The following is a 24,826-nucleotide window of genomic DNA, read 5'->3' on the forward strand; positions in this document are numbered from 1 at the left end:
CACAAATGATCTGTGTATCAATTTGTTTTTGATATACAGATCATTTGTATGATAATTATTATAGATAATTGCTGAATGATAACCTTACATGAATGCCTTTAAAAGTTCTTGAACTAATGGAATTACTCCACCTACAAATTTTAAAACTGCCATTGCGATTTCCATATGAGTGCCTCCTTTTTTAATGGTAAGATGCAATAAATCTTTATACGCTTATTATAGTAAGCGTTTACAATTATATCAATGCATTTCGATATGCAATATTTCATATTTGTATTCTGTAATGGGGATGGGAAAAAGCCCCACTAATTAAAGTTTCACTTTATCAAAATGTAAGCTGCATCTTGTATAATATAATGGTGGAGGTCGAATATGAAAAAAATAAATTCAAATATAGATGTGGATACAAATGTATTGGAAGCGGTATTTATTCCAAGAAGGTTTATTGTTTTATGGATTACACTCGTATATATAGCTTCAATGCTTTTAGAATTTCGTAATAATATTCTCTCAATGGATAGTTTCTTCTTCACAATAATTATTGTTATTCATACTATCTTTCATTGGTATGCAAGTTCATTAAAGAATAGACAATTGTTGTATTTCTTTTTTGTACAACTCTTCATTGTGTTTCTTGCTGCATTTATTGTACCAAATGGTTCAATAGCTATTTTTGTTGGATTAACCCCTATTTTAATTGCCCAAAGTTTATATGTTTATAACAATATATTTAAAGTAATGGCAGTTTTTACTCTTATGTATTCCATATTTTGTATTGCGATTAGTATGAATTATGGTGTGAATAAAGTAGCTATTCTTATCTCTATGTTCCTTTTAGTACTAGCAATTATTATTCCTTTTTCTTATATTAATAAGCAGCAATATGATGCACGTAATCGTATACAGAGCTACATTCAAGAGTTAGAGTCTGCATATATGAGAGTAGAAGAGTTGACATTAGCTAATGAAAGGCAGCGAATGGCAAGGGATTTACATGATACATTAGCGCAAGGTGTAGCGAGCTTAATTATGCAATTGGAAGCAATAGACGCCCATATGCAAAAAGGGAATATAGGACGATCTCAAGAGATTATGAAACAAACTATGATAAGAGCGAGACAAACTTTACATGATGCAAGGTTGGTTATTGATGATTTGCGTCATACTACCAATTCATTTAATAAAGCAGTAGAGGAAGAAGTTCAACGTTTTTCTGAGGCTACGTCTATACAAGTGAGATTTACTATTCAAAGCCCTCCGCATATTTCAAGCTTAGTAAAGGAACATTGTTTATATGTGATTAGTGAATGCTTAACGAATATCGCAAAACATTCGCAGGCAACAGATGTAAATTTAAAAGTTGAATATATCGATAACCTTGAAAAACTTACTATTGAAGTTGAAGATAATGGAATGGGCTTTGACACTGGATCTATCGGTAAGAATCCTGGGCATTATGGATTAATTGGCTTAAATGAGCGAGTTCGATTGATTAATGGAGAAATACATATATTGAGTGAAAAGATGAAGGGTACGAAAGTGTGTATTCAAGTACCTATCAATAATGAAGGAGATAGCCATGAAGTATAACGTATTAATTGTGGATGATCATTTCGTTGTAAGAGAAGGTCTGAAATTAATAATAGAAACGAGTGATTCATTTCAAATTATAGGTGAGGCCGCAAACGGAGAAGAAGCCCTTTCTTTCATAGAAAAAAAGAAACCTGATGTTATTTTAATGGATTTAAATATGCCTAAAATGAGTGGTTTAGAAACAATTGAGGCTTTAAATAAAAAACAAAATCATACGCCGATTATTATATTAACTACTTATAACGAAGATGAATTAATGTTAAAGGGAATTGAGCTAGGAGCAAAAGGATATTTGCTAAAAGATACGGATCGTGAGAATTTGTTTCGAACATTGGAAGCGGCTATTCGAGGTGAGATTTTACTACAACCCAATATTATGGAAAAGATAGTGAATTATAAAAGGAAAGAAGTATATGCTGATAAGGTTGAAGAAAATAACTTAACAGAAAAAGAATTGTTTGTGTTGAAAGCTATTGCGCGTGGAAATAAGAATAAAGAAATTGCATTCGATATGGGAATAGCTGAGCGAACAGTAAAAGCGTATTTAACAAATATATACAATAAATTAGGTGTTAATTCAAGGTCAGAAGCAGTAGCTGTATCTATTGAAAGGAAGTTAATTCATTTTTAAAACATTATATATGCCCAATCGTACATTATAGGCTTGCCCTTTTGTACGATTTTTTTATTATTTTCTCATGTTATGCTTTAGAAAGTATGAGAGATTTAAGAACGCTCTAATTGCATTACACAGACGTTTTTAATGTGGGAAAGGAAGAAGAATAATTAAATGGCAACTTTGTTTTTAATTTCTGTAGTAATTTTCTTTATTTGGCTGCAAAGCAAACAAACAAAATTAAACTGGATACATATTATTACTTTTCTCATGATGATAGGGATTATTACTTATACGGCGCCGCAACCAATGAATAGAGATTTACAAGCAGAGTTATTGGCAGTTACGCTTTTTTCTTTCGCTATTGGTGTTTGGCAAGGTGGAGGAATTACAGTTTGTTATGAGGATGGAATTTTATATATTACAAATGGAAAACAGTATTCCATTTCATGGATTCTTTTAATAATCGGCAACATAATTATTATTAACACATTTGAAGGTGAATTTACATTTAATGGATTGTGGATTGTTTCGTGTAGTGTTGCCATTGCATCTGGGGTGAAAAATAGTATTCTATGTATTCTATACAAATTAACAGTGCGAAATTGAATGGAAAAAGGATATTTTTTTATATTAATATAAAAATTAATGCTGTAAGTTCATCGAAAGATTGTAGTTGATAAAAACGGGAAAGAAGAATGGGGGAGTTAGCGTAGATGTTTCTACCTATTACTATATTTGATAGGTTTATTTGGCTGGGGAATGTTGCTTCCTCTTCAGAAAAGATTAACCGGAATCTGGCGTTTTCGAGGGCTGAAGAAAGTAATGTTAATTTGTGTAAAAAGAAATGTATAGGTTCAATTCATAATATGCATCAAAAAATAACGATAGCTTCTGTGGAATATGGTCATAATTTTGTGTTGGGTCGTGCAGAACCTCATTCAACAATTGTCATAACAAGTGGTGGTATATATGTTGGAAGCGGACGGGTTAATAAGTATGGGGAATTTAAAGTAAGTACGAATGATTATCTAGAAAGAGATTTGGTAATAGAGATTCAGTTGATAATGGGTGGTTTTTATCAAGAGAGTATAACGGTAAAGATAGAACGTTAAGATAGGATTATTTCTTTTTTTCCACTATATAAAAAGGAAGCAACCGTAGTTGCTTCCTACATCAATTAAGCCGAAGCTCTCTTCATTCTCTCAAGTAAACTAGATAACACATGCGTACGATATGATTCTAGTTTTTTACCTTCATAAGTACGAATACCTAATTTTTTAAGTTCTTTTACATACCAACCTTTGCTTCCGAAATACATGTGATCGCTCCCCTTCAACTTTGTTTTTATTTGTTCTGATTGTACTTGGAGGTACAGGTAATATAATGAAGGAAATGAATTTCGCGCGAAAATGGTTAACTTTGTTGCAAAAGACATATATACTAAGGATAGTATATAACGAGGTGGGCAAGACGTGATTATAGAGAAGCACGAAATTCAAATTGACCAAATTACGAGCGGTAAAGTGAATATCTTTACTTTCTATAGAAATAGAAAGCAAGTTGATGATCATTTTTTACGATTGCAAGAACCATCGCTTACAGCAAACTACTTCTTCCATTTTCATTTTGATGCAGAGAGCTTGCATCTACTGCAGGAAGAGTTTCCGAGCGTATATCCGTACAACGGTAGTGAAACGATTCACGACTGGACGGAAAAGATGAAAGCAGAATTGCAACATCAGATCCAAACAGGAAAATGGAATAAGCGCGTACGTATCGGTAATCGCATTCTAGATGTGGTGTTTACGTGGTGTGACGAAGATATAGTAGAGTAAAAAGAAGCGGATGACGCTTCTTTTTTTAGCGCTGGAATAAAACGAGCTTACCTGCAGAAGATGTGCAGCGATGCGTTTTTTCATACAATCCTTTTTCTTGTAAAATAGATTCACCTTTTGCTTTCGCTTCTTTTTCAGTTGCCGCCTCGAATGATTCGTCTAATGCTTTTGAACCATCTTTTTCAAAGACTGTTAGAACGTATACTCCCATGAAAATCCCCTCCAATAATAAAAATCAGAATCTTATAACTATTTTGGCATAAATCACTAGAATATGCAAAGAAATATATGACATTGCGTGTTAAAATAAAGGGGAAGTTTTATGGGCACTAGATTTACTATTCGTAGTAAAGTACGGAAAAAGAAAGGATCGTTATTTGTGAAACAAGTGAAGTTTATACATGCGGCTGATTTGCATTTGGATAGTCCGTTTAAAGGGATGGAGATGAATGTACCGCAGTCTGTTTGGGAGAGAATGAAGCAGAGTACGTTTGAATCGTTCGAACGTATTGTTGATAAAGCGATTCAAGAGCGCGTTGATTTCGTATTGCTAGCCGGGGATTTGTATGATGCGGAGACGAGGAGTTTGAGAGCGCAAGTGTTTGTGCGCGAGCAAATGAAGAGACTTTCGCAGTACGATATCCCTGTTTTTATTATTCACGGTAACCACGATCATTTAGGGGGAAGCTGGGCAGCAATTGAGTTTCCGGAAAATGTTCATGTGTTTACGGAGCCTTATGTAGAAGAGAAATCATTTTATAAAAATGGTGAATTGTTAGCTTCTATTTACGGGTTTAGTTATTTGCAGCAAGCGGTAACGGATAATATGACAGCGCAGTATACGAAAATGAGTGATGCGCCTTTTCATATTGGTATGCTTCACGGAAGTGTGGAAGGAGATGCAGAGCATAATCGTTATGCACCGTTTCAAATTCGTGAGCTGAAAGAAAAGCAGTTTGATTATTGGGCTCTTGGTCATATACATAAACGTGAAATTTTATCAGAAGAGCCGTGCATTATTTATCCAGGTAATATACAAGGACGTCATCGTAAGGAAATGGGCGAAAAGGGCGCGTACCTGATTGAACTTACGAAACAAGGAACGCAATGTTCATTTTTCCATACGGCAGATGTTTTGTGGGATGAGATAGAAGTGAGTATCGATGGGCTTGAAACTGTCGATGAACTTATGACTGTGATATCAAGTGCGATGAGTGAATGCCGAAGAGAAGAGGAAGGGACATTATTAACTGTCATATTTACAGGACAGGGACCACTTTCTCCTTATTTACGTGATGAAAAACGTGTGGAAGAGATTTTTCATATTTTAGCAGCTGGAGAAGAGCGAAAAGATTTTGTATACGCGATGAAGTGGAAAAATGAGACGGTTTCGTTTGCGGAAATCGAGCGTTTGAAAGAGGAAAATCATTTCGTCGGTAGTGTGCTAAAGGAGTTAGAAGCTTTCACCAATATGGACGGCGTGTTGCGCACGATTTGGACATCTCCTGTAGCGCGTAATAGTATTGAATCTTTTACAGAAGAAGAGAAGAAAGAGATTCAAAAGGAAGCCGAAAATATTATTTTAGAGCAATTATTCCAGCAAGAGAGGGATAAGAAATGAGAATTGAAAAACTCCATATTTATGGGTACGGAAAATTAGAAAATGTGGAAATGGATCTGTCAATGTTGATGGTGTTGTACGGTGAAAATGAAGCAGGGAAATCGACAATTCGTTCATTTATGAAAAGTATTTTATTCGGTTTTCCAACGAGAGGACAGCGCCGTTATGAGCCGAAAGAAGGCGGCAAGTACGGCGGTGCGATGACTGTGCAAACAGAGAAGTACGGCCGTTTGAAAATTGAACGATTGCCAAAGACGGCAGCTGGCGAGGTGACCGTTTATTTTGAAGACGGGAAAACGGGCGGCGAAGAAATTTTACACGACATATTAAGCGGGATGAATGAAAACTTATTTGAATCGGTTTTTTCATTTGATATGCACGGTCTTCAAAATATTCATCAGCTTGGTGAAGCGGATATCGGAAATTATTTATTTTCAGCAAGCGCAGTCGGAAGTGATGCGTTATTACAGCTAGATAAAAAGCTAGAAAAAGAAATGGATCAGCGCTTTAAACCGAGCGGGCGTAAGCCAGAGATTAATGTATCACTGCAAGAAATGAAGAAGCTTGAAGAGAAGATGAAAGAATGGCAAGGGAAAATTGGCACGTATGAAAAACAGGTTGAGCAGTTAAAAGAAAGTGAAGAGAAGCTTGCTACTGTTCGCTTGGAAAAAGAGAGTGCAGAAAAACGAAAGCAAGATTATGAAATATTAGCAGCGCTTGAACCTCTCGTTATTGAAAAGCGTGCGCACGAGAAAGTGTTAGAAAACGAGAACGGGCAGTTTCCTGTAAACGGAATGGCGCGTTATGAAGCGATTAAGGCGAAGATGGAGCCGCTCCAATTACAAGTTGATTCACTCCATAAAAAAATAGAGAATGTGCAATTGGAAATGGAATCGATTCAAATAGATGAAGCGTTTTTGCAAAAAGAAAGTTATGTAGAAGAACTTCGTATGCAGCACATGTCTTATGAAAATGCACGACAAGAAATGCGCGATATGACAGGAACGATTACGAATATAAAAGAAGAGCTGACAGAATTAGAGCAACAAATCGGTGCTACGTTTGAAAGAGAAACAGTTCTTTCGTTTGATATGAGTTTGGCAACGAAAGAGTTAATTACGCAAACAGTGCAAAAGGCGCGTGAATTAGAAACGCAAAAAGCACAACTTGATGATCGTTTTAAAGTAGCGCAGGATCAATTAGAAGAACAAGAAGAAAATATAAGACAGATTAAGAAGCAAATGCTAGCGGATGAAGAGCGAAGTGCGTTAGCTGAGAAAGAGAAGTCGTTCCAAGATGCGGCGTTTATCGGCATGGGCGCAGAGAGAATGAAGCGTAAGTACGAGGAAAAAGCAGGAGCGGCTATGCAAAAGAAAAAGCAGTGGCAAAGCATTTGTCTTCTGTTACTTCTTATTAACACAGTCGTTTTATTTACAAGCTTATTTATAGATAACCGCCCGCTTTTATTTATTAGTGTCATTATTTTTGTAGGGATTGTTCTTGCACTTGTTTTATATAAAGATCCATCGAGTGGATTACAAGAAGAACTGCTTACTCTTCAGCAAAGTGCTGGCGGGAGACAAAGTGAAGAAGCGATGTCTGTGCGCTATGAGTTAGAAAAAGATGAAGAGATTCGGAAGTTATTTGAGCGTGAGTCTTATAAGTTGCAGCAAATGGAGCGAGCGTATGATAAAGTCGTTTCATCGTATGAGGAATGGGAGCGAGAAACGTTCCGCATTAGCGAACAAGTAAATGTGTATAAAATGCGCTATACGTTCCCTGAATTTTATACGTATGCGCACATATTACCAGCGTTTGAACGTATGGAAAAGATGCAGCAATTATATCGTGATTTAGAGAAGAAAAGTGAGCGCAAATCTTCATTGTATGAAATGATTTCGCATTTTGAACATAAACTAGAAACTGTTATCGGTAGTGCGGAGTATAGTAAGCTGCACGAGGCGCAAAGCCGTATGCAAAATGAGAAAGAAAAACGCCAAACTTGTAAGCAGCTAAAAGAGAAGCTTGCGGAATGGCAAGAAGAATATGCGTTCATGCAAGAGCAATTGAAACAACTGTTAGTAGAACGAGATAGTTTATGGCATATCGCACATTCTACAGATGAAGAGATGTTTTTAGAAGCAGGTAAATTTGCGGAAAAACGTGAAGATGCTGAGAAGCAAGTAGGGCGTTTATTACCGCAAATTGATCTATTAGAACAGCGTTTAACGAGTTTATCATTAGCTGAACATTATGAGGCTGACGGTTATGATGAGAAATTAAAGCAAGAAATGACAGCCGCGCAAAACTGTCTTACGAAGGAAAAAGAACTGACAGAGCGCATTACGAAGCATCGTATGGAAATTGCGAATTTAGAAGAAGGAAGTACGTACGGTGATTTAATGCACGAGTGGGAAATGAAAAAAGCGCAAGTGCGTGAACAAGTGAAGAAGTGGGCTGCGTATGCGGCCGCAAAGACAGTGTTAACGAAAACGAAGCAATATTATCACGAAGTACATCTTCCTCGTATTTTACAAAAATCAGAAGAGTACTTTGTGTACTTAACGGGCGGACGATATAGTAAAATCTTTTCACCGTCAGAGGCAGAGCCGTTCATTGTCGAGCGTAACGACGGTATACGTTTTTACAGTCATGAGCTAAGCCAAGCGACAGCGGAGCAGTTATATTTATCGTTACGATTTGCATTAGCGAAAACATTTGAGCATGATTATCCGTTTATTATTGATGATAGTTTCGTGCATTTTGATGCGGTAAGGACGAATCGTACGATTGAACTAATAAAGGAAATTGCGAAAGACAGACAAGTCATCTTCTTTACATGTCATGCGCATTTACTAACATATTTTACAGAAAAACAGATTATAAAATTAGTGCGTAAGCGTAAAGAAAATGAGTTGTAGTGTGCTATACTAAAAGTAACTGATATGGTGGAGGAATTCGAATGAAAAAGAAAATTGCAGAATATGAAGTTGGTGAACAAGTCGATGTTTTCTTGTTAATTAAAACAGCGACAAAAGGTCTAGCAAGCAATGGAAAGCCGTTTTTAACAGTAATCTTACAAGATCCAAGTGGAGATATTGAAGCGAAGCTATGGGACGTATCACCAGAAGTTGAGAAACAATATGTAGCGGAAACAATCGTTAAAGTAGCTGGTGACATTCTAAACTACAAAGGACGTATTCAATTACGTGTGAAACAAATCCGAGTTGCGAATGAAAATGAAGTAACGGACATCTCAGACTTCGTAGAAAAAGCGCCAGTGAAAAAAGAAGATATGGTCGAGAAAATTACGCAATACATATTCGAAATGAGAAATCCAAACATTCAACGTCTAACAAGACATTTATTAAATAAGCATCAAAATGAATTTTTAGAATATCCAGCAGCGACAAAGAATCATCACGAATTCGTATCTGGATTAGCTTATCACGTCGTATCGATGCTTGATTTAGCGAAAGCTATTTCAGCTCTATACCCATCTTTAGATAAAGACTTACTATATGCAGGCGTTATTTTACATGACCTTGGTAAAGTAATCGAATTATCTGGCCCAATTTCTACAACGTATACGTTAGAAGGAAATTTACTAGGCCATATTTCTATTATGGTGAACGAAATTGGTAAAGCAGCAGATGAGCTGAACATCGATGCAGAAGAAGTATTAATTCTTCAACACATCGTCCTTTCTCACCACGGAAAAGCAGAATGGGGTAGCCCAAAACCACCATTAGTGAAAGAAGCAGAAATTCTGCATTACATCGATAACTTAGATGCAAAAATGAACATGATGGACCGTGCATTAGGACGCACAAAACCAGGCGAATACACAGAGCGTGTCTTTGCACTTGATAATCGTTCGTTCTATAAACCGACGTTCCATAATTAATAATGTGAATAAAGTGGCCTCATTAAGTGTTAATACGCTTAGTGGGGCTGTTGTATAATGATAATAAAGTTATTGAATTTTGATTATTAAAAAGCTAAGAGCCTTACTACATTCTACGTAGCAAGGCTCTTTAAAGTTGTTTCAAATTACATCCATCTGTTCGTTCAAGTGTAACTATTCACAATTATTTGATATTATACAGGTGAATAGAAAGATAAATTAAAATTTAGTTTCGTAGTTGTAAAAGGAGGTTATTTATCCGACATTAACGGGCAGTAAAACTCCCACCTCAAAATTTGGCTGGAGCAAAGAAGTTAGGTGGGGGTCGGGCTGCCCGTAAACGTCCGATTGGTGAGGGCTGATTATAAGTTCACTTTATATTATTCTCTTATAATTTTCCAAAAAGGAGAGTTTATGAAAAAGATTATTGTTTTTGTATTAACGATATTTATATTATTCTCAAGATTTGCAACACAAAGTTATGCGTTGTCAGATTCGCAATCTGCGGCAATACAAGCGTTGCTAGATGATGCCTGTCGTATATCAGGTGTGCCGGGAATGTCAATCTCAATACTTGCTGATGATGAAGTGTTCTACTTTTCTTCAGGGTATGCAGACCGTGAAAAGGGGTTGTCTGCAAGTGAAAATACACTCTATGAGTTAGCCTCGGTCAGTAAAGCTTTTACCGGTATGGGTATTATGCTATTGGAAGAGCAAGGGCTGCTCTCAATGACTGACCCTGTCCAAAAATATTTACCTTGGTTTACATTAAAGTATCAAGGGAAACCTGTTGATATGCAAAATCTCACACTAAATAACTTTCTTCACCATACCAGTGGTCTAACAAATATTAGGCATCTTCAAAATATTCCACAAGGCAATACACCGGATATGTTGCAAAAGACTGTGGAAATGCTCGTGGATGCTGAATTGGCGTTCCCTCCCGGTGAACAGTATAACTATGGAACCGTTAATTATGACGTATTGGGTTTGGTTATTGAGATTGTGTCGCGACAAAGCTATGAAGACTTTATGAAGGAACAGGTATTTCAGCCGTTAGGTCTTCACCAGACGTATGTTTATAAAGAAGATGCTCAAGCCACTGGACAGTTGGCACAGGGCTACCGTTCTTCCTTTTTTATGACAACTCCATTTAAAGCTCCGGATTATGCTGGGAATAAACCCGCAGGCTACATCATTTCTAATACAAAAGATATGGCGCGTTGGATGGGCATACAGATGGGTATCGTGCAGGACATACCCGAAATATTTCACACGGTTATCGAAAAATCACATAGGGGTGATATGTCTGTTTCGGCTGTCAACGGTATGTATTATGCGGCAGGCTGGTCCGTAAACGCCGAACAAACGATTATAGAACACACTGGGGGCAATCCAAATTTCAGAACCGAAGTAGTCATACTGCCAAATGAACGAACAGCCGTCTCCTTGCTGAGCAACGGCACAAATACCAATACAAACATGGTACTAAAAGTTAAAGATATATTAGAAGGCAATCTAACTCAGTCATATGAAATAAGCGGCACACAGCTTTTGGATATCATTTTGTCGTCTATCACAATTATTCTTTGCCTATTGGCCGTTTTGCTATTTCTCTTAGGATTACGCAGAAGGAAAACGAATAATCAGCAGCCAATGACAAAAAAGAGAATAACCGTAACAGTTATTTTCCTGACCGCTACGATTGCCCTGGGTATACTGTGCTGTGCTTTCGATTGGTCAACAATACTTATGTGGCAAACATATAGTCTTCTTACAGCTTTGATTTCGTCAGCATTATTAACAGCAAGCATTACATGGTTTGTGTACACTCACCGATAAAATACCTCGCTCCTAAGATAAGCATAATGTTAAGTAATTAAATTTCGATTTATCCCGCTTTAATGAGCAGTAAGACCACATCTCCAAATTCAGCGAAAGCAAAGAAGTTAGGTGGGAGTCGGTCTGTCCGTAAACGTCCGATTGGTGAAGGCTAATAATCAGTGGGGGATGAAGAAAACCCCCACTGATTAAAGTTTCACTTTATTAAGAATGACATAAAATAGTTAAGAAGTACGCATGGGTTTAAAGAAGAGTTAGTAAAACATAGCTTGCCACTAGAATGGGAGTATATCAACTTTTTAGTTGAGTAACGCCAGTTTCAGAAAAAATATGTTAAGCAAAAAATACAATAAGCTGTCCATATGGGCAGCTTAGTTACATAATTCTCGATATTGGAAGTTGATCCTGTAGCGCTCTTTCTCGTAATTCACTATGTTTTCCAAAGAAAATAGCGAAAGGCAAGGCGATGAATACATTTACAAAATGACAAAACTGTAAGAATACACGAATGTTTGTAAGAAAGTTCGATGTTTTCCTTTTTCTTTTTTTATTATAGTGAAAAAGAAGAAAGAAATATTCTCTTATTTAGGAAAGGAAGATAATAATGATTGATCTATTAAATAAATGGATGTTAGAAAGTACAGGCAATTTCAATATCGTTGTAGGACTTACAGCACTTCTATTTTTGGGTTCAGTAATTGCACTTATTATTATTTACAAAAAAATTGGTAAACCAGATGAAAGAACAAATGCTATTTATTTAAAAATTACTTCTCGTATGTTTACTATTCAAATTCTAATGAATGCTATATTTATTTCTTTAGTTGGTAAAGATATTGAAAATTTCCGTCAAATCTTTATATTATTTGAAGCTTTTGTATTCTTTATTGGAGCTATTTATTCGTTTAAATTATATAAACAGGAATACAAATAATTCACTTATAAGAGACAATAAAAAAACAGTAGTGTATAAAATGAACTGCACCCCAATTGTTAGACACAGTCTAACAATTGGGGTGCAGTTCATTTTATTGTTCATTTTCAAAGGTAAACTTTTCATTTTTAGTTAACTGTATATTCTATACATATGAGGTTAACGTAACGTCTTATTCTCGGAAGTTATTCTACATTGTTCTTAAATAAACTTAATATTTGTTGAGCATCTGTATCCCTTATTATGTAATGTTCTAGATTTTTTTGTTCTTCATTATCTTGACGAGCAATTATAACTTTTTTATCCTCTAGCCAAATTAAATATGTTTCATTGGAACCATCTTGGTAATTTACATTCATTTGATAATCAATATTTGCTTTGGCCTCATCATCTAGCAAAAGAGGAATAACTCTTTCTCGATCCTTATCTATTCCTGTATGTTCCATGGATTTAATAATTTGATCAAACTGTAGATTTATAACTGCTTTTTTATTTTTTACCTTAGTGGATATAAGCTCAATGTTCTTTATTTCCTTTCCTTGAAAGAAAATAGGTTTACGATTTTCCTCTTGTTGTATGGAGGCAGTTTTTACTTTTGGTTGTTCAGTAGTAGATGTACTACCAGTGTTTGTCTCAGTCGAACAAGCGGATAGATATAGGAATAATGATAAGGTCAGTAATGATATATTTTTATTCATAAATTAACTCCTTTCTTTTATAGATAACATTCCTTTTCAACATGTAATAAACCTTTTTAAAGGGGAGAAGTTGTCTACTCTTCGTATGAATACTTTATCCCGCGTTAATGGACAGTAAAACCCCCACTGATTATTAGCCTTCACTTTATCATTCTCCAGTTCAAAATGTTATCCAATAAAAAAATATCTCGAATTTGAGATAAATTACTTGCTTTTTAATCACTTGAGATGTAAAGTGATAGTGACGAGAGTGATTGAGTCATATGAAAAACATATACTCAATTGCTTTCGATTGAAAAACGAAGTAACTTATTCAGTAAAAACTAAGATGAATTTACAAAAACATAATGAGAATAAATTGAAAAGCTAAGAAGCATATTATTTTTTAGGTATCACTTGACTAGTAAAATGAAACGGAGGAATTATCAATGTATGAAATTAAAGGGCATCATCACATTTCAATGGTTACAAAAAACGGAAGTGAGAATAATCATTTTTATAAAAACGTGCTTGGTTTACGCCGTGTGAAAATGACGGTAAACCAAGATGATCCATCCATGTATCATTTATTTTACGGAGATAAAACAGGAAGTCCAGGTACGGAACTATCATTTTTTGAAATGCCTTTAGTAGGAAAAACGTACCGCGGTACGAATGCAATTACGCGAATCGGATTACTCGTTCCTTCAGAGGAAAGTTTACATTACTGGAAAGAACGATTTGAGAAATTTGGTGTGAAACATAGTGAAATCACAACATATGCAAATCGTCCTGCTTTGCAATTTGAGGATGCGGAAGGTCTTCGTCTCGTGCTACTCGTTTCAAATGGAGAAAAAGTGGAGCACTGGGAAACGTGGGAGAAATCAGAAGTTCCTGCAAAGCATCAAATTCAAGGAATGGGTTCTGTGGAAATGACAGTGCGTAGACTTGATAAACTGGCGAGTACACTTACAGACATATTTGGTTATACAGAAGTTAGCCGAAATGACGAAGAAGCGATTTTCCAATCTATTAAAGGAGAAGCCTTTGGAGAAATCGTTGTGAAATATTTAGATGGTCCTACTGAAAAGCCGGGCCGCGGTAGCATTCACCATTTAGCGATTCGTGTAAAAAACGATGCAGAGCTAGCTTATTGGGAAGAACAGGTAATACAAAAAGGTTTCCATTCTTCAGGCATTATCGACCGTTTCTACTTTAAAAGCTTATACTTCCGCGAATCAAACGGAATCTTATTTGAAATTGCGACAGATGGACCAGGATTTACAGTTGATGGAGATGTAGAGCATTTAGGAGAAAAGCTGGATTTACCGCCGTTCTTAGAAGATCAGCGAGCAGAAATTGAAGCGAAATTAGCACCTATTGAAGAGAAATAATAGAAGAGAAAATAAAATTTAAAACCATTGGAGGAATATAAAATGAACCAATTAAAAGGAATTCACCACGTTACAGCAATTACAAGTAGTGCAGAAAAGAACTATGAGTTTTTCACTCACGTTTTAGGAATGCGTTTAGTTAAAAAAACAGTAAACCAAGATGATGTTCAAACGTACCATTTATTCTTTGCAGATGATAAAGGTAGTGCAGGAACAGATATGACATTCTTTGACTTCCCAGGTATTCCAAAAGGAGTACATGGTACAAATGAAATTTCAAAAACTTCATTCCGCGTTCCAACTGATGCAGCACTAGCGTATTGGGTGAACCGTTTTGACCGTCTTGAAGTGGAGCATACAGGAATTAAAGAGCAATTTGGTAAGAAAACTCTTTCGTTCGTTGACTTTGATGATCAACACTATCAATTAATCTCAGATGAACTTGATAACGGGATAGAATCAGGTACACCGTGGCAAAACGGTCCAGTTCCATTAGAATATGCAATTACTGGCTTAGGACCTGTATTTATTCGTATCGCAAACTTTAGTTTCTTTAAAGAAGTGTTAGAGAAAGTTCTATTATTTAAAGAGATTGCGCAAGAAGGAGAATTCTATTTATTTGAAGTAAACGAAGGCGGAAACGGTGCTTCTGTTATTGTGGAACATAATACGGTTCTTCCAGAAGCAAGACAAGGTTTTGGTACAGTGCACCATGCTGCATTCCGCGTAGAAAATCGTGCTGTATTAGAAGAATGGATTGAGAGAATCGGTAGCGTTGGCCTTCCGTCATCTGGATATGTAGATCGTCACTTCTTCGAGTCATTATACGCAAGAGTAGCACCGCAAATTTTATTTGAATTTGCAACAGACGGCCCAGGATTTATGGGAGATGAGCCATACGAAACACTTGGCGAAAAATTATCTTTACCTCCGTTCCTAGAGCCAAAACGTGAAGAAATCGAAAAATTAGTTCGTCCAATTGATACAGTAAGAAGCACGAAGGAATTTATTAAAGAGTAACAATAGAGATAGTAAGTAGGAGAGCAAGTAGTTTTAGCTGATCGCTGGAACTGCTTGCTTTTTTTATTTTCGCTTTATAAGTATTTTGCTAAAATGAATGTAAAACTGATGGAGGAATAGAATGACGAAAATAAGTGGGTATACTTGTAGATGCTGCGGTACATATCATGAAGAAGTTCCAACTAGCTATGGATCAGCAGCTCCTTTTTATTATTATGACGCTGAACCTGAAGAGCGAGAAGATAGATTTGAAATGAATGATGATTTATGCGTAATGGATGGAGAACATTTTTTCATTCGAGGAAGTATTGAAATTCCTATCATTGGTACAGATGAACATTTCATATGGGGTGTATGGGTTTCATTAAGTGAAGCAAATTTTGATAAGGTGAATGAATGCTGGGATAAACAAGAACTGTTAGAGCCGATGTTTGGGTGGCTTTCAACGGATTTACCATATGAGTTGGAAACAGTAAGCTTAAAAACGATGGTCCATCCAAGAGCCGATGGCATTCGTCCTTATATTGAACTAGAGCCGACAGACCATCCTCTAGCAGTGGAGTTTAGAGAAGGAATAACGCTGGAACGGGTACAAGAAATAGCGGAACAACTGTGTGTAAATAACGAGGATGATGAAAATTAAGAGTGGAAACAAAGTGTACTATTTCATAAACCTGTACTGGTTTTAAGGTATCCATAATGTGATCTAAATTAACTTGGATGTAATAAGATTGTTTTTATGGTTCTACTAATTCGGAAGTATTCAGGAAATCCATTTTTGATATATACTCTATTGTTTAACTTGAGCCGAGATATAATAAGAATCATGAAGCATTGTACTTAAAGTAACCTTAGTTCAGGTATTCGCTGAGCTAAGGTTATTTTTATTTGTAATTTCTTGCAACCATTTTAAAGCATATACAGTCTAATAGTTATATAAAACATAAATGGTAGATTTCTAAGGGGGAATTTAAAATGGAGCTGCTTATAAAGCTGGCTCAAAAAGGTGATGAGGAAGCCTTTATTGAGGCCATTGATATATTAATGCCACAAATGTATAAGGTGGCAAAAGCACGCTTGAAAAATGAAGAAGATATAGGGGATGCAATACAGGAAACGATTTTGTCTGCTTTTACGAATTTAAAAAAGGTAAAAGAACCAGGTTATTTTAAAACATGGATTACGAAAATATTAATGAATAAATGTAATGATATAGTGCGAAAAAATAAGGTTTTATATGTGGATGATTATGGGAAGGTGCAGGGAGATCAAGTCGTAAAAGAAAATATTGAACAAAAGCTTGAATTTGATAATATGCTTAGTTATTTAAGTGTGGAGTATCGATTAGTAATCGTACTCTATTATGTAAATAAATTTAAAACAAAAGAAATTGCAGAGATTTTAAATGAAAAAGAAGGAACGATTAAATCAAGACTACATAGAGCGAGGCAACAGTTAAAAGAATATTATTTAAAAGAAGACTGGGAGAGTATAAACAATGGGGGGAATTTAAAATGAATGATCAATTCGAGCATAAATTAGAGGAAGCATTAAATGATGATGTAACAATTCCTACTAGTGTTTTGAAGAAAAAAGAACTTGCTTTTGAAGCAATTAGAAAAAGTAAAAAACAAAAACAAACATCCTCTCATAAAAAAATATTGGCAGCAATGATAGCGGGGCTAACGATTGTTGGGGCAAGTGTCGGAGTTGGTGTGTATGGTGATTCAACATTAGCTGTGGTAAAGGAATTCTTCTTTGTGAAAGATCAGGGAGTTCAAAAAGCCGCAGACAATGGATATACGCAAAAAGTAGATGAGAATAATGTGATGAAAGATAATGGTGTTACAATCCAAGTTAAAAATGTACTGTATGATAAATCTAAAATAGCAGTTTCCTTACAATTGAAATTTGAAGATAAAAGTATAATAAGTAAAGTGACAGATTTAAGAATGAAGTATGATTTAACAGATGATAAAGGGCGATATATAGAGAAGGCAGAACATACAGAAGAGTTAACAAATGAAAATAGTAAGATGTTGGCAGGTAGTGAATGGAGTATTCAGGCAGGTGAAGAAGAGGGGGAAATAACTTATAATTTAATATTCCATCCTATGAATTCAATTGATACTATTGATAGTTTAAACTTTAATATTAGTTCTATATCTTTATTTGCGCCATTAGAAAATAAAGATGTTTCTTACAGGACAGAAGCAGAATCTCAATCAAATACTGTAAAAGAAAATATAGAAGATTGGCATAAGAATGGTATGCAACTTAATAAGGAGATTCAAGGGAAGTGGCAAGGGGGAATAAAATTAGACTCGAAGTTTAAAGGAAATCAAGAGATTCATTTCGTCCCTAAACAACAACCGGAGTCTGTAAGAATAGTGTCTGCAGAAGTACTACCAACAGGGACGAGTATTACATTTGAACGTGATACTTTTGGAGATGAGGAAGAAATAAAGCGTCAGATAAAAACAATTGATAGTGTAATTCTTATGGATGAAAAAGGGAAAACATATAAGTCAACGTTGAAGGGGTACTCAAGTGTTGGGGATAATGGGAAAACAATTAAAGTGAAAACGTTTGATGTTACTACTTTTGATAATGTGAATCATTTTAAAGTGTTAGTAAAAGATGGTGATGGAAAAGATGTTGTAATCGATTTAGTTCGTGAAGAGAAAAAATAAAGTGTACGATAAAAAACGCAAACTTCTAATCAAAGGAAGATTGCGTTTTTTAGTAACTAAAAGAAGTAAGGGACACCAAGTATAGTGACAACAAGCCTTTTTTCGGATAGGCAATAGTCCGGCCAATTAATTCGGTGATGAAAAGGAAGGTAGCACCAAACAGTGCTGAGCAACCAATTTTTGATGATTCATTCCAAAATATTAGCTCGCACGAACCAGGCTGCCCGTTAACGCAGATAAAATAATTGACTTACTTTAAATATGTAACTATAATAGTTACGAAATAACCATCACTAATGGCAGTGAGTAATATTTTTTTAATATAATTGTAACTATTGTGGTTACAATTAAAATTAATCATAAAACAACCAAATAATGTAAAAACTTTAAATAGCAACAAGAGAAAGGAGACGGGAATGTTGAAACGGTTTAAGTTTTATTTAGTTAGCGGTATTGTGCTCGTTTTGTTAATCGTATGTAACTTCGTTGATAAGCCAATTGCGAAGGTTGAAGAAGTGAAAGATACTGTTATGATGAAGCTGAATACGAAAGAGAGTATGGCGCAGATTGATGGACAGACGATTTATTTTAAGCAAATTGGCGTAGGGAAACCGCCGTTACTTATGCTGCACGGGTTTGGTGGTTCTTCAGATGGATTTAGTGATATTTATCCGGAACTTGTAAAGGACCACACGATTATAGCGGTTGATATTTTAGGATTTGGACGTTCTTCGAAGCCGGTTGATTTTCAGTATTCGTTTCCTGCGCAAGTGAATTTATATTATAAGTTAATGAAGAAACTCGGATACGATCAATTCGCAGTACTTGGTCATTCGATGGGCGGAGAAATGTCTCTAAATTTAGCGTATTTATATCCGGATGCAGTAACGCATCTCATTTTAGCGGATTCTACAGGAATAGAGTCTTTCCAGCAAAAAGAAAGTTATGAAGTGCCGCCGCTATCAACAGACTTACAAACTGTAACAGAGATTACGGATTATAATAAAAGTGCAGTGAAAAATAGTCGCGACGATAAAGAGCATTATGATCAGCTTACGAAAATGAGAGAGCGCCGCATCGCGATGGAAGCAGACAAAATTAAGGTGCCGACTTTAATTATATGGGGACGTCACGATAAGAGCGTTTCTTGGAAAAATGGTGAACTGTATCATCAGCTATTTACGAATAGTACGTTTCATATCATTGAAAAAGGATACCACGCACCGTTTCGTCAGGAACCAATCGAATTTATGGAATATGTACAAGCGTTCTTCGCGAAGAATCCACAATAAATTTTAAGCATAAATCCACTTCTTTCCTCATACAGTGAAACTAATAAGGCTTGTCTAAGGAAAGGAATGAAGTACAGTGGAAACTTTACCATGGTGGGTGTATCTTGTAATCGTAGGGATCGTATTAAGTGGCTACATGGTTTTATATACTTCAAAAAAAGAGCAAGAGATGGATAATGAGTTTATCGAAAAAGAAGGCGAAGTATATATGAAGCGTTTAGAAGAAGAGCGAGAGAAGCGGAATCAGGATAGTGATAAGGATTCGGTTTTGCTTTAATAGAAATTTTGAAAGGCTATCACCTAGTAGAATTTTATATCTAGGTGATAGCCTTTTTTTGCTGGAGGAGCAGTATATGTTCATCAAGCTAAGTTTATATAAGTTGAATTTTACATGTATACGAGATTCATCATGAACCTTTATTGATGGTATTTATATATATGTTTCCTCATAAGAATGGAACTAGCGCAGTATCTACAGGGGGGATTAACAATGCATAGGGATGAAACATCATTACATCCTGATACGGGTGTTACGTCTGTAATGTTTGTTGAACGTTCATTAAATGAAATTCGTTTTTGGTCTAGAATCATGAAGGAGCATTCCTTTTTTCTTCGCCTGGGGTTTAGATGCGAGGATACGCAACTAATCGAAGAGGCTAATCAATTTTATCGATTGTTTGAACATATTGAACAAATAGCGCATTCCTATACAAATGAAACAGATCCTGAGCAAATAAAAAGATTTAATTCAGAAGTACAACAAGCCGCGACTAATATTTGGGGATTTAAACGAAAAATTTTAGGATTAATTCTCACATGTAAATTGCCAGGACAAAATAACTTTCCACTTTTAGTTGACCATACAAGTAGGGAAGCTGATTATTTTAGAAAACGTTTAATACAATTAAATGAAGGTAAATTAGATGCTCTTCCTGATGCCATTATTAAAGAAAATGTTTTCTTTTTAAGGATTATGGCAGACCACGCTAAATTTATTGGTCATCTTCTTGATCCATCGGAAAGAAAGCTTGTAGATACAGCTCGGAATTTTAGTAATGATTTTGATGAATTGATGTATCAAGCAATTGACTTAGAATCTATGAAGCCACAATCCCAAACAGTCCCTCTTTTAGATCAATTTTTAGATCAAAATCGTGTGTCGGTTACATCTCTTCGGGATTTTAAGAAAACAGCACGTGATTTAATTGAGCAATGTAAAATAAAGAGTATCATTCATCCATTATTAGCAGATCATGTTTTCCGTGAAGCTGATAGATTTCTTGAAATCATTGATATGTATGATGTTCACCTTACAAATATTCAATCCCAACCTAGATATTAGAAGATAAGGAAAGATACTATTTTATTTTCAGTTGAGAAGTTAACAATTTATTGTAAGCTTCTTTTCTTTTTGATGAAAATGTTTAAAAATGAAACTTTACGTTATTCTTTCTGGAGAATGATAAGAAAGGATGGCGTATTTTTTATGCTTAATCTAGTCATCCGTTCATTGTATTATTGTTCGGGAAATTATTATAGAAGAAAAGTATATAAAACCAGCGTGATATAAAGTATGAAATAGCGCCATTTCAACATGTAACGCACAAGTTGCACAGCCAACGCAACGATAATTCGCTTTACTCTTCATCAGTTATTTGACCATACTAGACGTAGAGAGGTGATAAACACAGTATGATTTTTAGTGAACGCTTAAAACAAGAACGAGAAAAACGAAATTGGTCGCAACATGATTTGGCTGAAAAAATTCATGTAAGCAGGCAGTCTGTTTCAAAATGGGAGACGGGAAAGAACTATCCGAGCATTGAAATTATTATTCATTTAAGCGATCTGTTCGGTATTACGATTGATGAGTTGCTAAGGAGTGATGAAGAGTTGACGCAAAAAGTAATTAACGATAGCAAACAATTAGCATATCCAAAATGGAAGGTGTTTTTCGATAGTATATTCATGCTAGGAGTATTTTTGTTTCTTACTAAAATCGTTGTATGGACGTTAAATAAGTTTGCAGGAGCGAGCATTACAATTGTAGCGGACGCGCCGTATGTAATGAATTTTTTACCCCTCATCTTAATGGTTGTAGGTGGTATCGGATCTGATAAGTTGAAGAAAATATATAGATAGAGGAAATAATTCCCCCGCACTAGCTGTTCTTTCTACTCAAATTGTGTACTATAAAGGATAGGATGACATAAAGAAGGGGACATTTAGAATGGAATTTCATGAACAGAAGATTTTGCCGGCAGTGAGGCAAATTAAAGATTTGGAAAAGCTATTACATAGTTCGTATGAGTATATCGTTATTTTAGATATTCATGTCGGTCAATTGAAGAGCGTCGTGTCACTTGCGAAGCAATATTGTAAAAAGGTGTTTTTACATGTGGATTTAATTCATGGCTTGCAGAGTGATGGGCATGCGACGGAGTATTTATGCCAAGAGTTTAGACCGTACGGGTTACTTTCGACAAAGGCGAGTGTCATTATGAAGGCGAAGCAAAAGGGTGTTGTTTCCATTCAACGCATCTTTTTAATTGATTCTAGCGCGATGGAAAAGAGCTGTAATTTGCTAGAAAAGACGAAGCCGGATTATATAGAGGTGCTTCCTGGTGCGCTAACGGATGTGATTGCTGAAGTGAAAGAGCGTACGGGTGTCCCGATTTTAGCGGGTGGTTTCATTCGTACTGTGGAAGATGTTGAAAGAGCTTTAAATGCTGGTGCGACAGCGATTACGACATCAAAACGCGAACTATGGAAACATTACCAAAAAAAGTGACGAAAATGTGAATATTTACGTTGACACCGCTTTCATAAGAGGTTAACATTATAGACAAGTTAATAAACGTGACGGAGAAAAGTAGAGATCCACATTTCATTGTTTCTATATAAATTTATATAGAAGCGTGCAAAGCTGTGGGTCTTTTTCTTTTTACAAAAACGAATGGCCATTCATTTTACCTCTATCACATTTGGAAGCGTTTAAATTGATTGTGGAGGGATACTATGTCAGCATTTTTAGGAGAGTTAGTAGGGACTGCGTTGTTAATCTTACTTGGTGGCGGCGTTTGCGCTGGTGTAAGTTTAAAGAAATCGTTTGCGAAAGATTCTGGTTGGATTGTTATTACAATGGGCTGGGGCTTAGCAGTTGCTATGGCAGCGTATGCAGTTGGATCAATTAGTGGGGCACATTTGAATCCGGCTTTAACGATAGGATTAGCATTTAAGGGAGCGTTCCCATGGAGTGACGTACCAGGTTATATCGCAGCACAAATGATTGGGGCAATTATCGGGGCAGTTCTTGTATATTTACATTACTTACCACACTGGAAAGAAACAGAAGATCCAGGAACAAAATTAGGTGTATTTGCAACAGGTCCAGCAATTCCGAACACATTTGCAAACCTTTTAAGTGAAATGATTGGAACATTCGTTTTAGTATTTGGTATATTAGCAATTGGAGCAAATAAATTTGCAGATGGTTTAAATCCATTTATCGTAGGTTTCTTAATCGTAAGTATTGGTTTATCATTAGGTGGAACAACAGGATACGCGATTAACCCGGCTCGTGATTTAGGTCCGCGTATCGCACACTTCTTCCTTCCGATTGCAGGAAAAGGCGGTTCAAACTGGAAGTATGCATGGATTCCAGTAGTTGGTCCAATTTTAGGTGGATCACTTGCAGGATTATTCCATCAAGTTGTATTTGAAGGAAAACAAAATGTAGCACTTATTTATGTGATTATTGCAACTGTGATTGTACTAGCAATCTCTTATATGACAAGTAAAAAAAGTGAAAGCAATACAAATAGTAGAAAAGTAGCATAGGGGGAAACCGATATGAAAAAATATATTCTTTCTTTAGACCAAGGAACAACTAGCTCACGCGCAATTCTGTTCAATAAAAAAGGTGAAATTGTTCATTCAGCTCAAAAAGAGTTTACACAACATTTTCCAAAGCCAGGTTGGGTAGAGCATAATGCACAAGAAATTTGGGGATCTATTTTAGCGGTTATCGCAACTTGCTTAAGCGAAGCAGATGTAAAACCAGAACAAATCGCTGGTATCGGTATTACGAACCAACGTGAAACAGCAGTTGTTTGGGAGAAAACGACTGGAAAACCAATTTACAACGCAATCGTATGGCAATCTCGTCAAACAGTTGAAATTTGTGATGAGTTAAAAGAAAAAGGTTATAGCGAAACAGTTCGCGAAAAAACAGGTCTTTTAATTGACGCATACTTCTCTGGTACGAAAGTAAAATGGATTTTAGATAACGTTGAAGGTGCAAGAGAAAAAGCAGAAAACGGCGATCTATTATTCGGAACAATTGATACGTGGCTTGTATGGAAATTGTCTGGCGGTAAAGCGCACGTAACAGATTACTCAAATGCATCACGTACATTAATGTTTAACATTCACGACTTACAGTGGGATGATGAGCTTCTAGATATGTTAACAGTGCCAAAGAGCATGCTTCCAGAAGTACGCCCATCATCTGAAATTTATGGCGAAACAATTGACTATCACTTCTTCGGTCAAAATGTACCGATTGCAGGTGTAGCTGGTGACCAACAAGCAGCATTATTTGGACAAGCTTGTTTCGGTGAAGGTATGGCGAAGAACACTTACGGAACTGGTTGCTTCATGTTAATGAACACAGGTGAAAAAGCAGTAGCTTCTGAGCATGGCCTATTAACAACAATTGCATGGGGAATAGATGGTAAAGTGAACTACGCATTAGAAGGAAGTATTTTCGTAGCTGGTTCGGCAATTCAATGGTTACGTGACGGAATGCGCATGTTTAAAGATGCAAGTGAGAGTGAAGTGTACGCATCACGCGTTGCATCAACGGAAGGTGTATACGTTGTACCAGCATTCGTAGGTTTAGGTACACCGTACTGGGATAGTGAAGTACGCGGCGCTATGTTTGGTGTAACGCGCGGTACGACGAAAGAGCACTTCATTCGTGCAACACTAGAATCTTTAGCTTACCAAACGAAAGATGTATTATGCGCAATGGAAGCAGATTCAGGTATTGAACTGAACACATTACGCGTAGATGGCGGAGCTGTTAAAAATAACTTCTTAATGAAGTTCCAAAGTGATATTTTAGATGTTCCTGTAGAGCGTCCAGTGATCAATGAAACGACAGCTTTAGGTGCAGCATACTTAGCTGGTCTTGCGGTTGGATATTGGAAAAACCAAGATGAAATTAAAGAACAGTGGCATATGGACAAACGCTTTGAACCAACGATGGAAGCGGAAACAAGCGAAGAGCTATATGCTGGATGGAAAAAAGCAATTGAAGCAACAAAAGCTTTCAAATAATCATAAACAGTGTTATAATGGTGACAAGTTAATAATTCGGTAGGAGATTTGGAGAG

Annotated in this window: 25 protein-coding genes and 3 pseudogenes; 22 read left to right on the forward strand and 6 right to left on the reverse strand. The window is 36.1% G+C overall.

Annotation, left to right across the window (positions count from 1 at the left end; translation table 11 throughout):
- Window positions 1–84: 84 nt before the first annotated feature.
- Window positions 85–269, reverse strand: a pseudogene (locus tag MHB74_RS05250) (hypothetical protein).
- 103 nt (window positions 270–372) lie between these two features.
- Here MHB74_RS05250 and MHB74_RS05255 point away from each other — a divergent pair.
- The 4 genes from MHB74_RS05255 to MHB74_RS05270 all read left to right on the forward strand — a co-directional run bounded on the left by MHB74_RS05255 (window position 373) and on the right by MHB74_RS05270 (window position 3,324).
- Window positions 373–1,590, forward strand: coding sequence for a sensor histidine kinase (locus MHB74_RS05255; protein ID WP_061678691.1), 1,218 nt, complete (start codon window positions 373–375; stop codon window positions 1,588–1,590).
- Window positions 1,580–2,224, forward strand: a complete 645-nt coding sequence (locus MHB74_RS05260; protein ID WP_000876838.1) for a response regulator — start codon at window positions 1,580–1,582, stop codon at window positions 2,222–2,224. The genes MHB74_RS05255 and MHB74_RS05260 overlap by 11 nt, the downstream gene beginning before the upstream one ends.
- Window positions 2,225–2,383: 159 nt before the next feature.
- Complete coding sequence (locus MHB74_RS05265) at window positions 2,384–2,818, forward strand: hypothetical protein (protein WP_061678692.1); 435 nt, start codon at window positions 2,384–2,386, stop codon at window positions 2,816–2,818.
- 107 nt (window positions 2,819–2,925) lie between these two features.
- The gene (locus tag MHB74_RS05270) at window positions 2,926–3,324 is read left to right on the forward strand and encodes a hypothetical protein (RefSeq protein ID WP_061678693.1); all 399 of its coding nucleotides are present in this window, start codon (window positions 2,926–2,928) and stop codon (window positions 3,322–3,324) included.
- Between the two features lie 65 nt (window positions 3,325–3,389).
- Here the strand turns inward: MHB74_RS05270 and MHB74_RS05275 are convergent, their stop codons facing one another.
- On the reverse strand, window positions 3,390–3,530 hold the full coding sequence (locus MHB74_RS05275) for a YflJ family protein (protein ID WP_000273537.1): 141 nt from the start codon (window positions 3,528–3,530) through the stop codon (window positions 3,390–3,392).
- A 154-nt stretch (window positions 3,531–3,684) separates the two neighbouring features.
- On the opposite strand from MHB74_RS05275, the gene MHB74_RS05280 reads away from it, so the two are divergent.
- Window positions 3,685–4,047: a hypothetical protein gene (locus MHB74_RS05280; RefSeq protein ID WP_000582797.1), complete on the forward strand. Its 363-nt coding sequence runs from the start codon at window positions 3,685–3,687 to the stop codon at window positions 4,045–4,047.
- 25 nt (window positions 4,048–4,072) lie between these two features.
- On the opposite strand, the gene MHB74_RS05285 is transcribed toward MHB74_RS05280, so the two are convergent.
- Entirely contained in the window at window positions 4,073–4,258 is a 186-nt protein-coding gene (locus MHB74_RS05285; RefSeq protein WP_000539551.1) for a YhzD family protein, read from the reverse strand.
- Between the two features lie 168 nt (window positions 4,259–4,426).
- Between MHB74_RS05285 and MHB74_RS05290 the strand changes: the two genes are divergently transcribed.
- From MHB74_RS05290 to MHB74_RS05305, 4 genes are all read left to right on the forward strand, one after another.
- Window positions 4,427–5,668, forward strand: coding sequence for a metallophosphoesterase family protein (locus tag MHB74_RS05290; protein WP_061678709.1), 1,242 nt, complete (start codon window positions 4,427–4,429; stop codon window positions 5,666–5,668).
- Window positions 5,665–8,589, forward strand: a complete 2,925-nt coding sequence (locus MHB74_RS05295) for an ATP-binding protein (protein ID WP_061678694.1) — start codon at window positions 5,665–5,667, stop codon at window positions 8,587–8,589. Before MHB74_RS05290 ends, MHB74_RS05295 begins: the two co-directional genes overlap by 4 nt.
- 41 nt (window positions 8,590–8,630) lie before the next feature.
- The gene (gene yhaM, locus MHB74_RS05300; RefSeq protein WP_000726647.1) at window positions 8,631–9,575 is read left to right on the forward strand and encodes a 3'-5' exoribonuclease YhaM; all 945 of its coding nucleotides are present in this window, start codon (window positions 8,631–8,633) and stop codon (window positions 9,573–9,575) included.
- A gap of 414 nt (window positions 9,576–9,989) precedes the next feature.
- On the forward strand, window positions 9,990–11,417 hold the full coding sequence (locus MHB74_RS05305) for a serine hydrolase domain-containing protein (RefSeq protein WP_061678695.1): 1,428 nt from the start codon (window positions 9,990–9,992) through the stop codon (window positions 11,415–11,417).
- A gap of 396 nt (window positions 11,418–11,813) precedes the next feature.
- Here the strand turns inward: MHB74_RS05305 and MHB74_RS29190 are convergent.
- A pseudogene (locus MHB74_RS29190) lies at window positions 11,814–11,882 on the reverse strand (transposase); the annotation flags it as partial.
- 139 nt (window positions 11,883–12,021) lie between these two features.
- Between MHB74_RS29190 and MHB74_RS05310 the strand changes: the two are divergent.
- Window positions 12,022–12,351, forward strand: a complete 330-nt coding sequence (locus MHB74_RS05310; RefSeq protein WP_061678696.1) for a hypothetical protein — start codon at window positions 12,022–12,024, stop codon at window positions 12,349–12,351.
- 185 nt (window positions 12,352–12,536) lie between these two features.
- Here MHB74_RS05310 and MHB74_RS05315 read toward each other — a convergent pair whose 3' ends face one another.
- Entirely contained in the window at window positions 12,537–13,049 is a 513-nt protein-coding gene (locus tag MHB74_RS05315; RefSeq protein ID WP_061678697.1) for a hypothetical protein, read from the reverse strand.
- Window positions 13,050–13,477: 428 nt separating this feature from the next.
- Here MHB74_RS05315 and MHB74_RS05320 point away from each other — a divergent pair, with 428 nt between their 5' ends.
- From MHB74_RS05320 to MHB74_RS05330, 3 genes are all read left to right on the forward strand, one after another.
- Window positions 13,478–14,422 (forward strand): ring-cleaving dioxygenase, encoded by a 945-nt coding sequence (locus MHB74_RS05320; RefSeq protein WP_061678698.1) that lies wholly within the window; start codon window positions 13,478–13,480, stop codon window positions 14,420–14,422.
- Between the two features lie 42 nt (window positions 14,423–14,464).
- Window positions 14,465–15,442 carry a ring-cleaving dioxygenase gene (locus tag MHB74_RS05325; protein WP_061678699.1) on the forward strand — a complete coding sequence of 326 codons (978 nt, stop codon included), beginning with the start codon at window positions 14,465–14,467 and terminating at the stop codon, window positions 15,440–15,442.
- 121 nt (window positions 15,443–15,563) lie between these two features.
- On the forward strand, window positions 15,564–16,085 hold the full coding sequence (locus MHB74_RS05330; protein ID WP_061678700.1) for a DUF2199 domain-containing protein: 522 nt from the start codon (window positions 15,564–15,566) through the stop codon (window positions 16,083–16,085).
- A 19-nt stretch (window positions 16,086–16,104) separates the two neighbouring features.
- Here MHB74_RS05330 and MHB74_RS05335 read toward each other — a convergent pair.
- Window positions 16,105–16,267: pseudogene (locus MHB74_RS05335) on the reverse strand (IS4 family transposase); the annotation flags it as partial.
- A 150-nt stretch (window positions 16,268–16,417) separates the two neighbouring features.
- On the opposite strand from MHB74_RS05335, the gene MHB74_RS05340 reads away from it, so the two are divergent.
- The 9 genes from MHB74_RS05340 to glpK all read left to right on the forward strand — a co-directional run bounded on the left by MHB74_RS05340 (window position 16,418) and on the right by glpK (window position 24,770).
- Complete coding sequence (locus MHB74_RS05340) at window positions 16,418–16,960, forward strand: RNA polymerase sigma factor (protein ID WP_061678701.1); 543 nt, start codon at window positions 16,418–16,420, stop codon at window positions 16,958–16,960.
- Window positions 16,957–18,135, forward strand: a complete 1,179-nt coding sequence (locus MHB74_RS05345; protein WP_061678702.1) for a DUF4179 domain-containing protein — start codon at window positions 16,957–16,959, stop codon at window positions 18,133–18,135. The genes MHB74_RS05340 and MHB74_RS05345 overlap by 4 nt, the downstream gene beginning before the upstream one ends.
- A gap of 419 nt (window positions 18,136–18,554) precedes the next feature.
- Window positions 18,555–19,427: an alpha/beta fold hydrolase gene (locus MHB74_RS05355; RefSeq protein WP_061678710.1), complete on the forward strand. Its 873-nt coding sequence runs from the start codon at window positions 18,555–18,557 to the stop codon at window positions 19,425–19,427.
- A 76-nt stretch (window positions 19,428–19,503) separates the two neighbouring features.
- Window positions 19,504–19,704 carry a sporulation YhaL family protein gene (locus tag MHB74_RS05360; protein WP_000449229.1) on the forward strand — a complete coding sequence of 67 codons (201 nt, stop codon included), beginning with the start codon at window positions 19,504–19,506 and terminating at the stop codon, window positions 19,702–19,704.
- Between the two features lie 213 nt (window positions 19,705–19,917).
- Window positions 19,918–20,769: a DUF2935 domain-containing protein gene (locus MHB74_RS05365; RefSeq protein WP_061678703.1), complete on the forward strand. Its 852-nt coding sequence runs from the start codon at window positions 19,918–19,920 to the stop codon at window positions 20,767–20,769.
- A 350-nt stretch (window positions 20,770–21,119) separates the two neighbouring features.
- Window positions 21,120–21,569, forward strand: a complete 450-nt coding sequence (locus tag MHB74_RS05370) for a helix-turn-helix domain-containing protein (RefSeq protein ID WP_061678704.1) — start codon at window positions 21,120–21,122, stop codon at window positions 21,567–21,569.
- A gap of 88 nt (window positions 21,570–21,657) precedes the next feature.
- Complete coding sequence (gene glpP, locus MHB74_RS05375; protein ID WP_061678705.1) at window positions 21,658–22,218, forward strand: glycerol uptake operon antiterminator GlpP; 561 nt, start codon at window positions 21,658–21,660, stop codon at window positions 22,216–22,218.
- A 227-nt stretch (window positions 22,219–22,445) separates the two neighbouring features.
- Window positions 22,446–23,267 (forward strand): glycerol uptake facilitator protein GlpF, encoded by an 822-nt coding sequence (gene glpF / locus MHB74_RS05380; protein WP_061678706.1) that lies wholly within the window; start codon window positions 22,446–22,448, stop codon window positions 23,265–23,267.
- A 12-nt stretch (window positions 23,268–23,279) separates the two neighbouring features.
- Complete coding sequence (gene glpK / locus MHB74_RS05385; protein WP_061678707.1) at window positions 23,280–24,770, forward strand: glycerol kinase GlpK; 1,491 nt, start codon at window positions 23,280–23,282, stop codon at window positions 24,768–24,770.
- Window positions 24,771–24,826: the final 56 nt, after the last annotated feature.

Origin of the sequence: Bacillus sp. FSL K6-0069 (assembly GCF_038007785.1) — a bacterium.
GTDB lineage: Bacteria > Bacillota > Bacilli > Bacillales > Bacillaceae_G > Bacillus_A > Bacillus_A mobilis.

What these genes read in the sequence shown, in the direction of transcription:
- MHB74_RS05255 (WP_061678691.1), top strand. Translation starts at nt 373, where the DNA reads ATGAAAAAAATAAATTCAAATATAGATGTGGATACAAATGTATTGGAA.
- MHB74_RS05260 (WP_000876838.1), top strand. Translation starts at nt 1,580, where the DNA reads ATGAAGTATAACGTATTAATTGTGGATGATCATTTCGTTGTAAGAGAA.
- MHB74_RS05265 (WP_061678692.1), top strand. Translation starts at nt 2,384, where the DNA reads ATGGCAACTTTGTTTTTAATTTCTGTAGTAATTTTCTTTATTTGGCTG.
- MHB74_RS05270 (WP_061678693.1), top strand. Translation starts at nt 2,926, where the DNA reads ATGTTTCTACCTATTACTATATTTGATAGGTTTATTTGGCTGGGGAAT.
- MHB74_RS05275 (WP_000273537.1), bottom strand. Translation starts at nt 3,530, where the DNA reads ATGTATTTCGGAAGCAAAGGTTGGTATGTAAAAGAACTTAAAAAATTA.
- MHB74_RS05285 (WP_000539551.1), bottom strand. Translation starts at nt 4,258, where the DNA reads ATGGGAGTATACGTTCTAACAGTCTTTGAAAAAGATGGTTCAAAAGCA.
- MHB74_RS05295 (WP_061678694.1), top strand. Translation starts at nt 5,665, where the DNA reads ATGAGAATTGAAAAACTCCATATTTATGGGTACGGAAAATTAGAAAAT.
- yhaM (WP_000726647.1), top strand. Translation starts at nt 8,631, where the DNA reads ATGAAAAAGAAAATTGCAGAATATGAAGTTGGTGAACAAGTCGATGTT.
- MHB74_RS05305 (WP_061678695.1), top strand. Translation starts at nt 9,990, where the DNA reads ATGAAAAAGATTATTGTTTTTGTATTAACGATATTTATATTATTCTCA.
- MHB74_RS05310 (WP_061678696.1), top strand. Translation starts at nt 12,022, where the DNA reads ATGATTGATCTATTAAATAAATGGATGTTAGAAAGTACAGGCAATTTC.
- MHB74_RS05315 (WP_061678697.1), bottom strand. Translation starts at nt 13,049, where the DNA reads ATGAATAAAAATATATCATTACTGACCTTATCATTATTCCTATATCTA.
- MHB74_RS05320 (WP_061678698.1), top strand. Translation starts at nt 13,478, where the DNA reads ATGTATGAAATTAAAGGGCATCATCACATTTCAATGGTTACAAAAAAC.
- MHB74_RS05325 (WP_061678699.1), top strand. Translation starts at nt 14,465, where the DNA reads ATGAACCAATTAAAAGGAATTCACCACGTTACAGCAATTACAAGTAGT.
- MHB74_RS05330 (WP_061678700.1), top strand. Translation starts at nt 15,564, where the DNA reads ATGACGAAAATAAGTGGGTATACTTGTAGATGCTGCGGTACATATCAT.
- MHB74_RS05340 (WP_061678701.1), top strand. Translation starts at nt 16,418, where the DNA reads ATGGAGCTGCTTATAAAGCTGGCTCAAAAAGGTGATGAGGAAGCCTTT.
- MHB74_RS05345 (WP_061678702.1), top strand. Translation starts at nt 16,957, where the DNA reads ATGAATGATCAATTCGAGCATAAATTAGAGGAAGCATTAAATGATGAT.
- MHB74_RS05365 (WP_061678703.1), top strand. Translation starts at nt 19,918, where the DNA reads ATGCATAGGGATGAAACATCATTACATCCTGATACGGGTGTTACGTCT.
- MHB74_RS05370 (WP_061678704.1), top strand. Translation starts at nt 21,120, where the DNA reads ATGATTTTTAGTGAACGCTTAAAACAAGAACGAGAAAAACGAAATTGG.
- glpP (WP_061678705.1), top strand. Translation starts at nt 21,658, where the DNA reads ATGGAATTTCATGAACAGAAGATTTTGCCGGCAGTGAGGCAAATTAAA.
- glpF (WP_061678706.1), top strand. Translation starts at nt 22,446, where the DNA reads ATGTCAGCATTTTTAGGAGAGTTAGTAGGGACTGCGTTGTTAATCTTA.
- glpK (WP_061678707.1), top strand. Translation starts at nt 23,280, where the DNA reads ATGAAAAAATATATTCTTTCTTTAGACCAAGGAACAACTAGCTCACGC.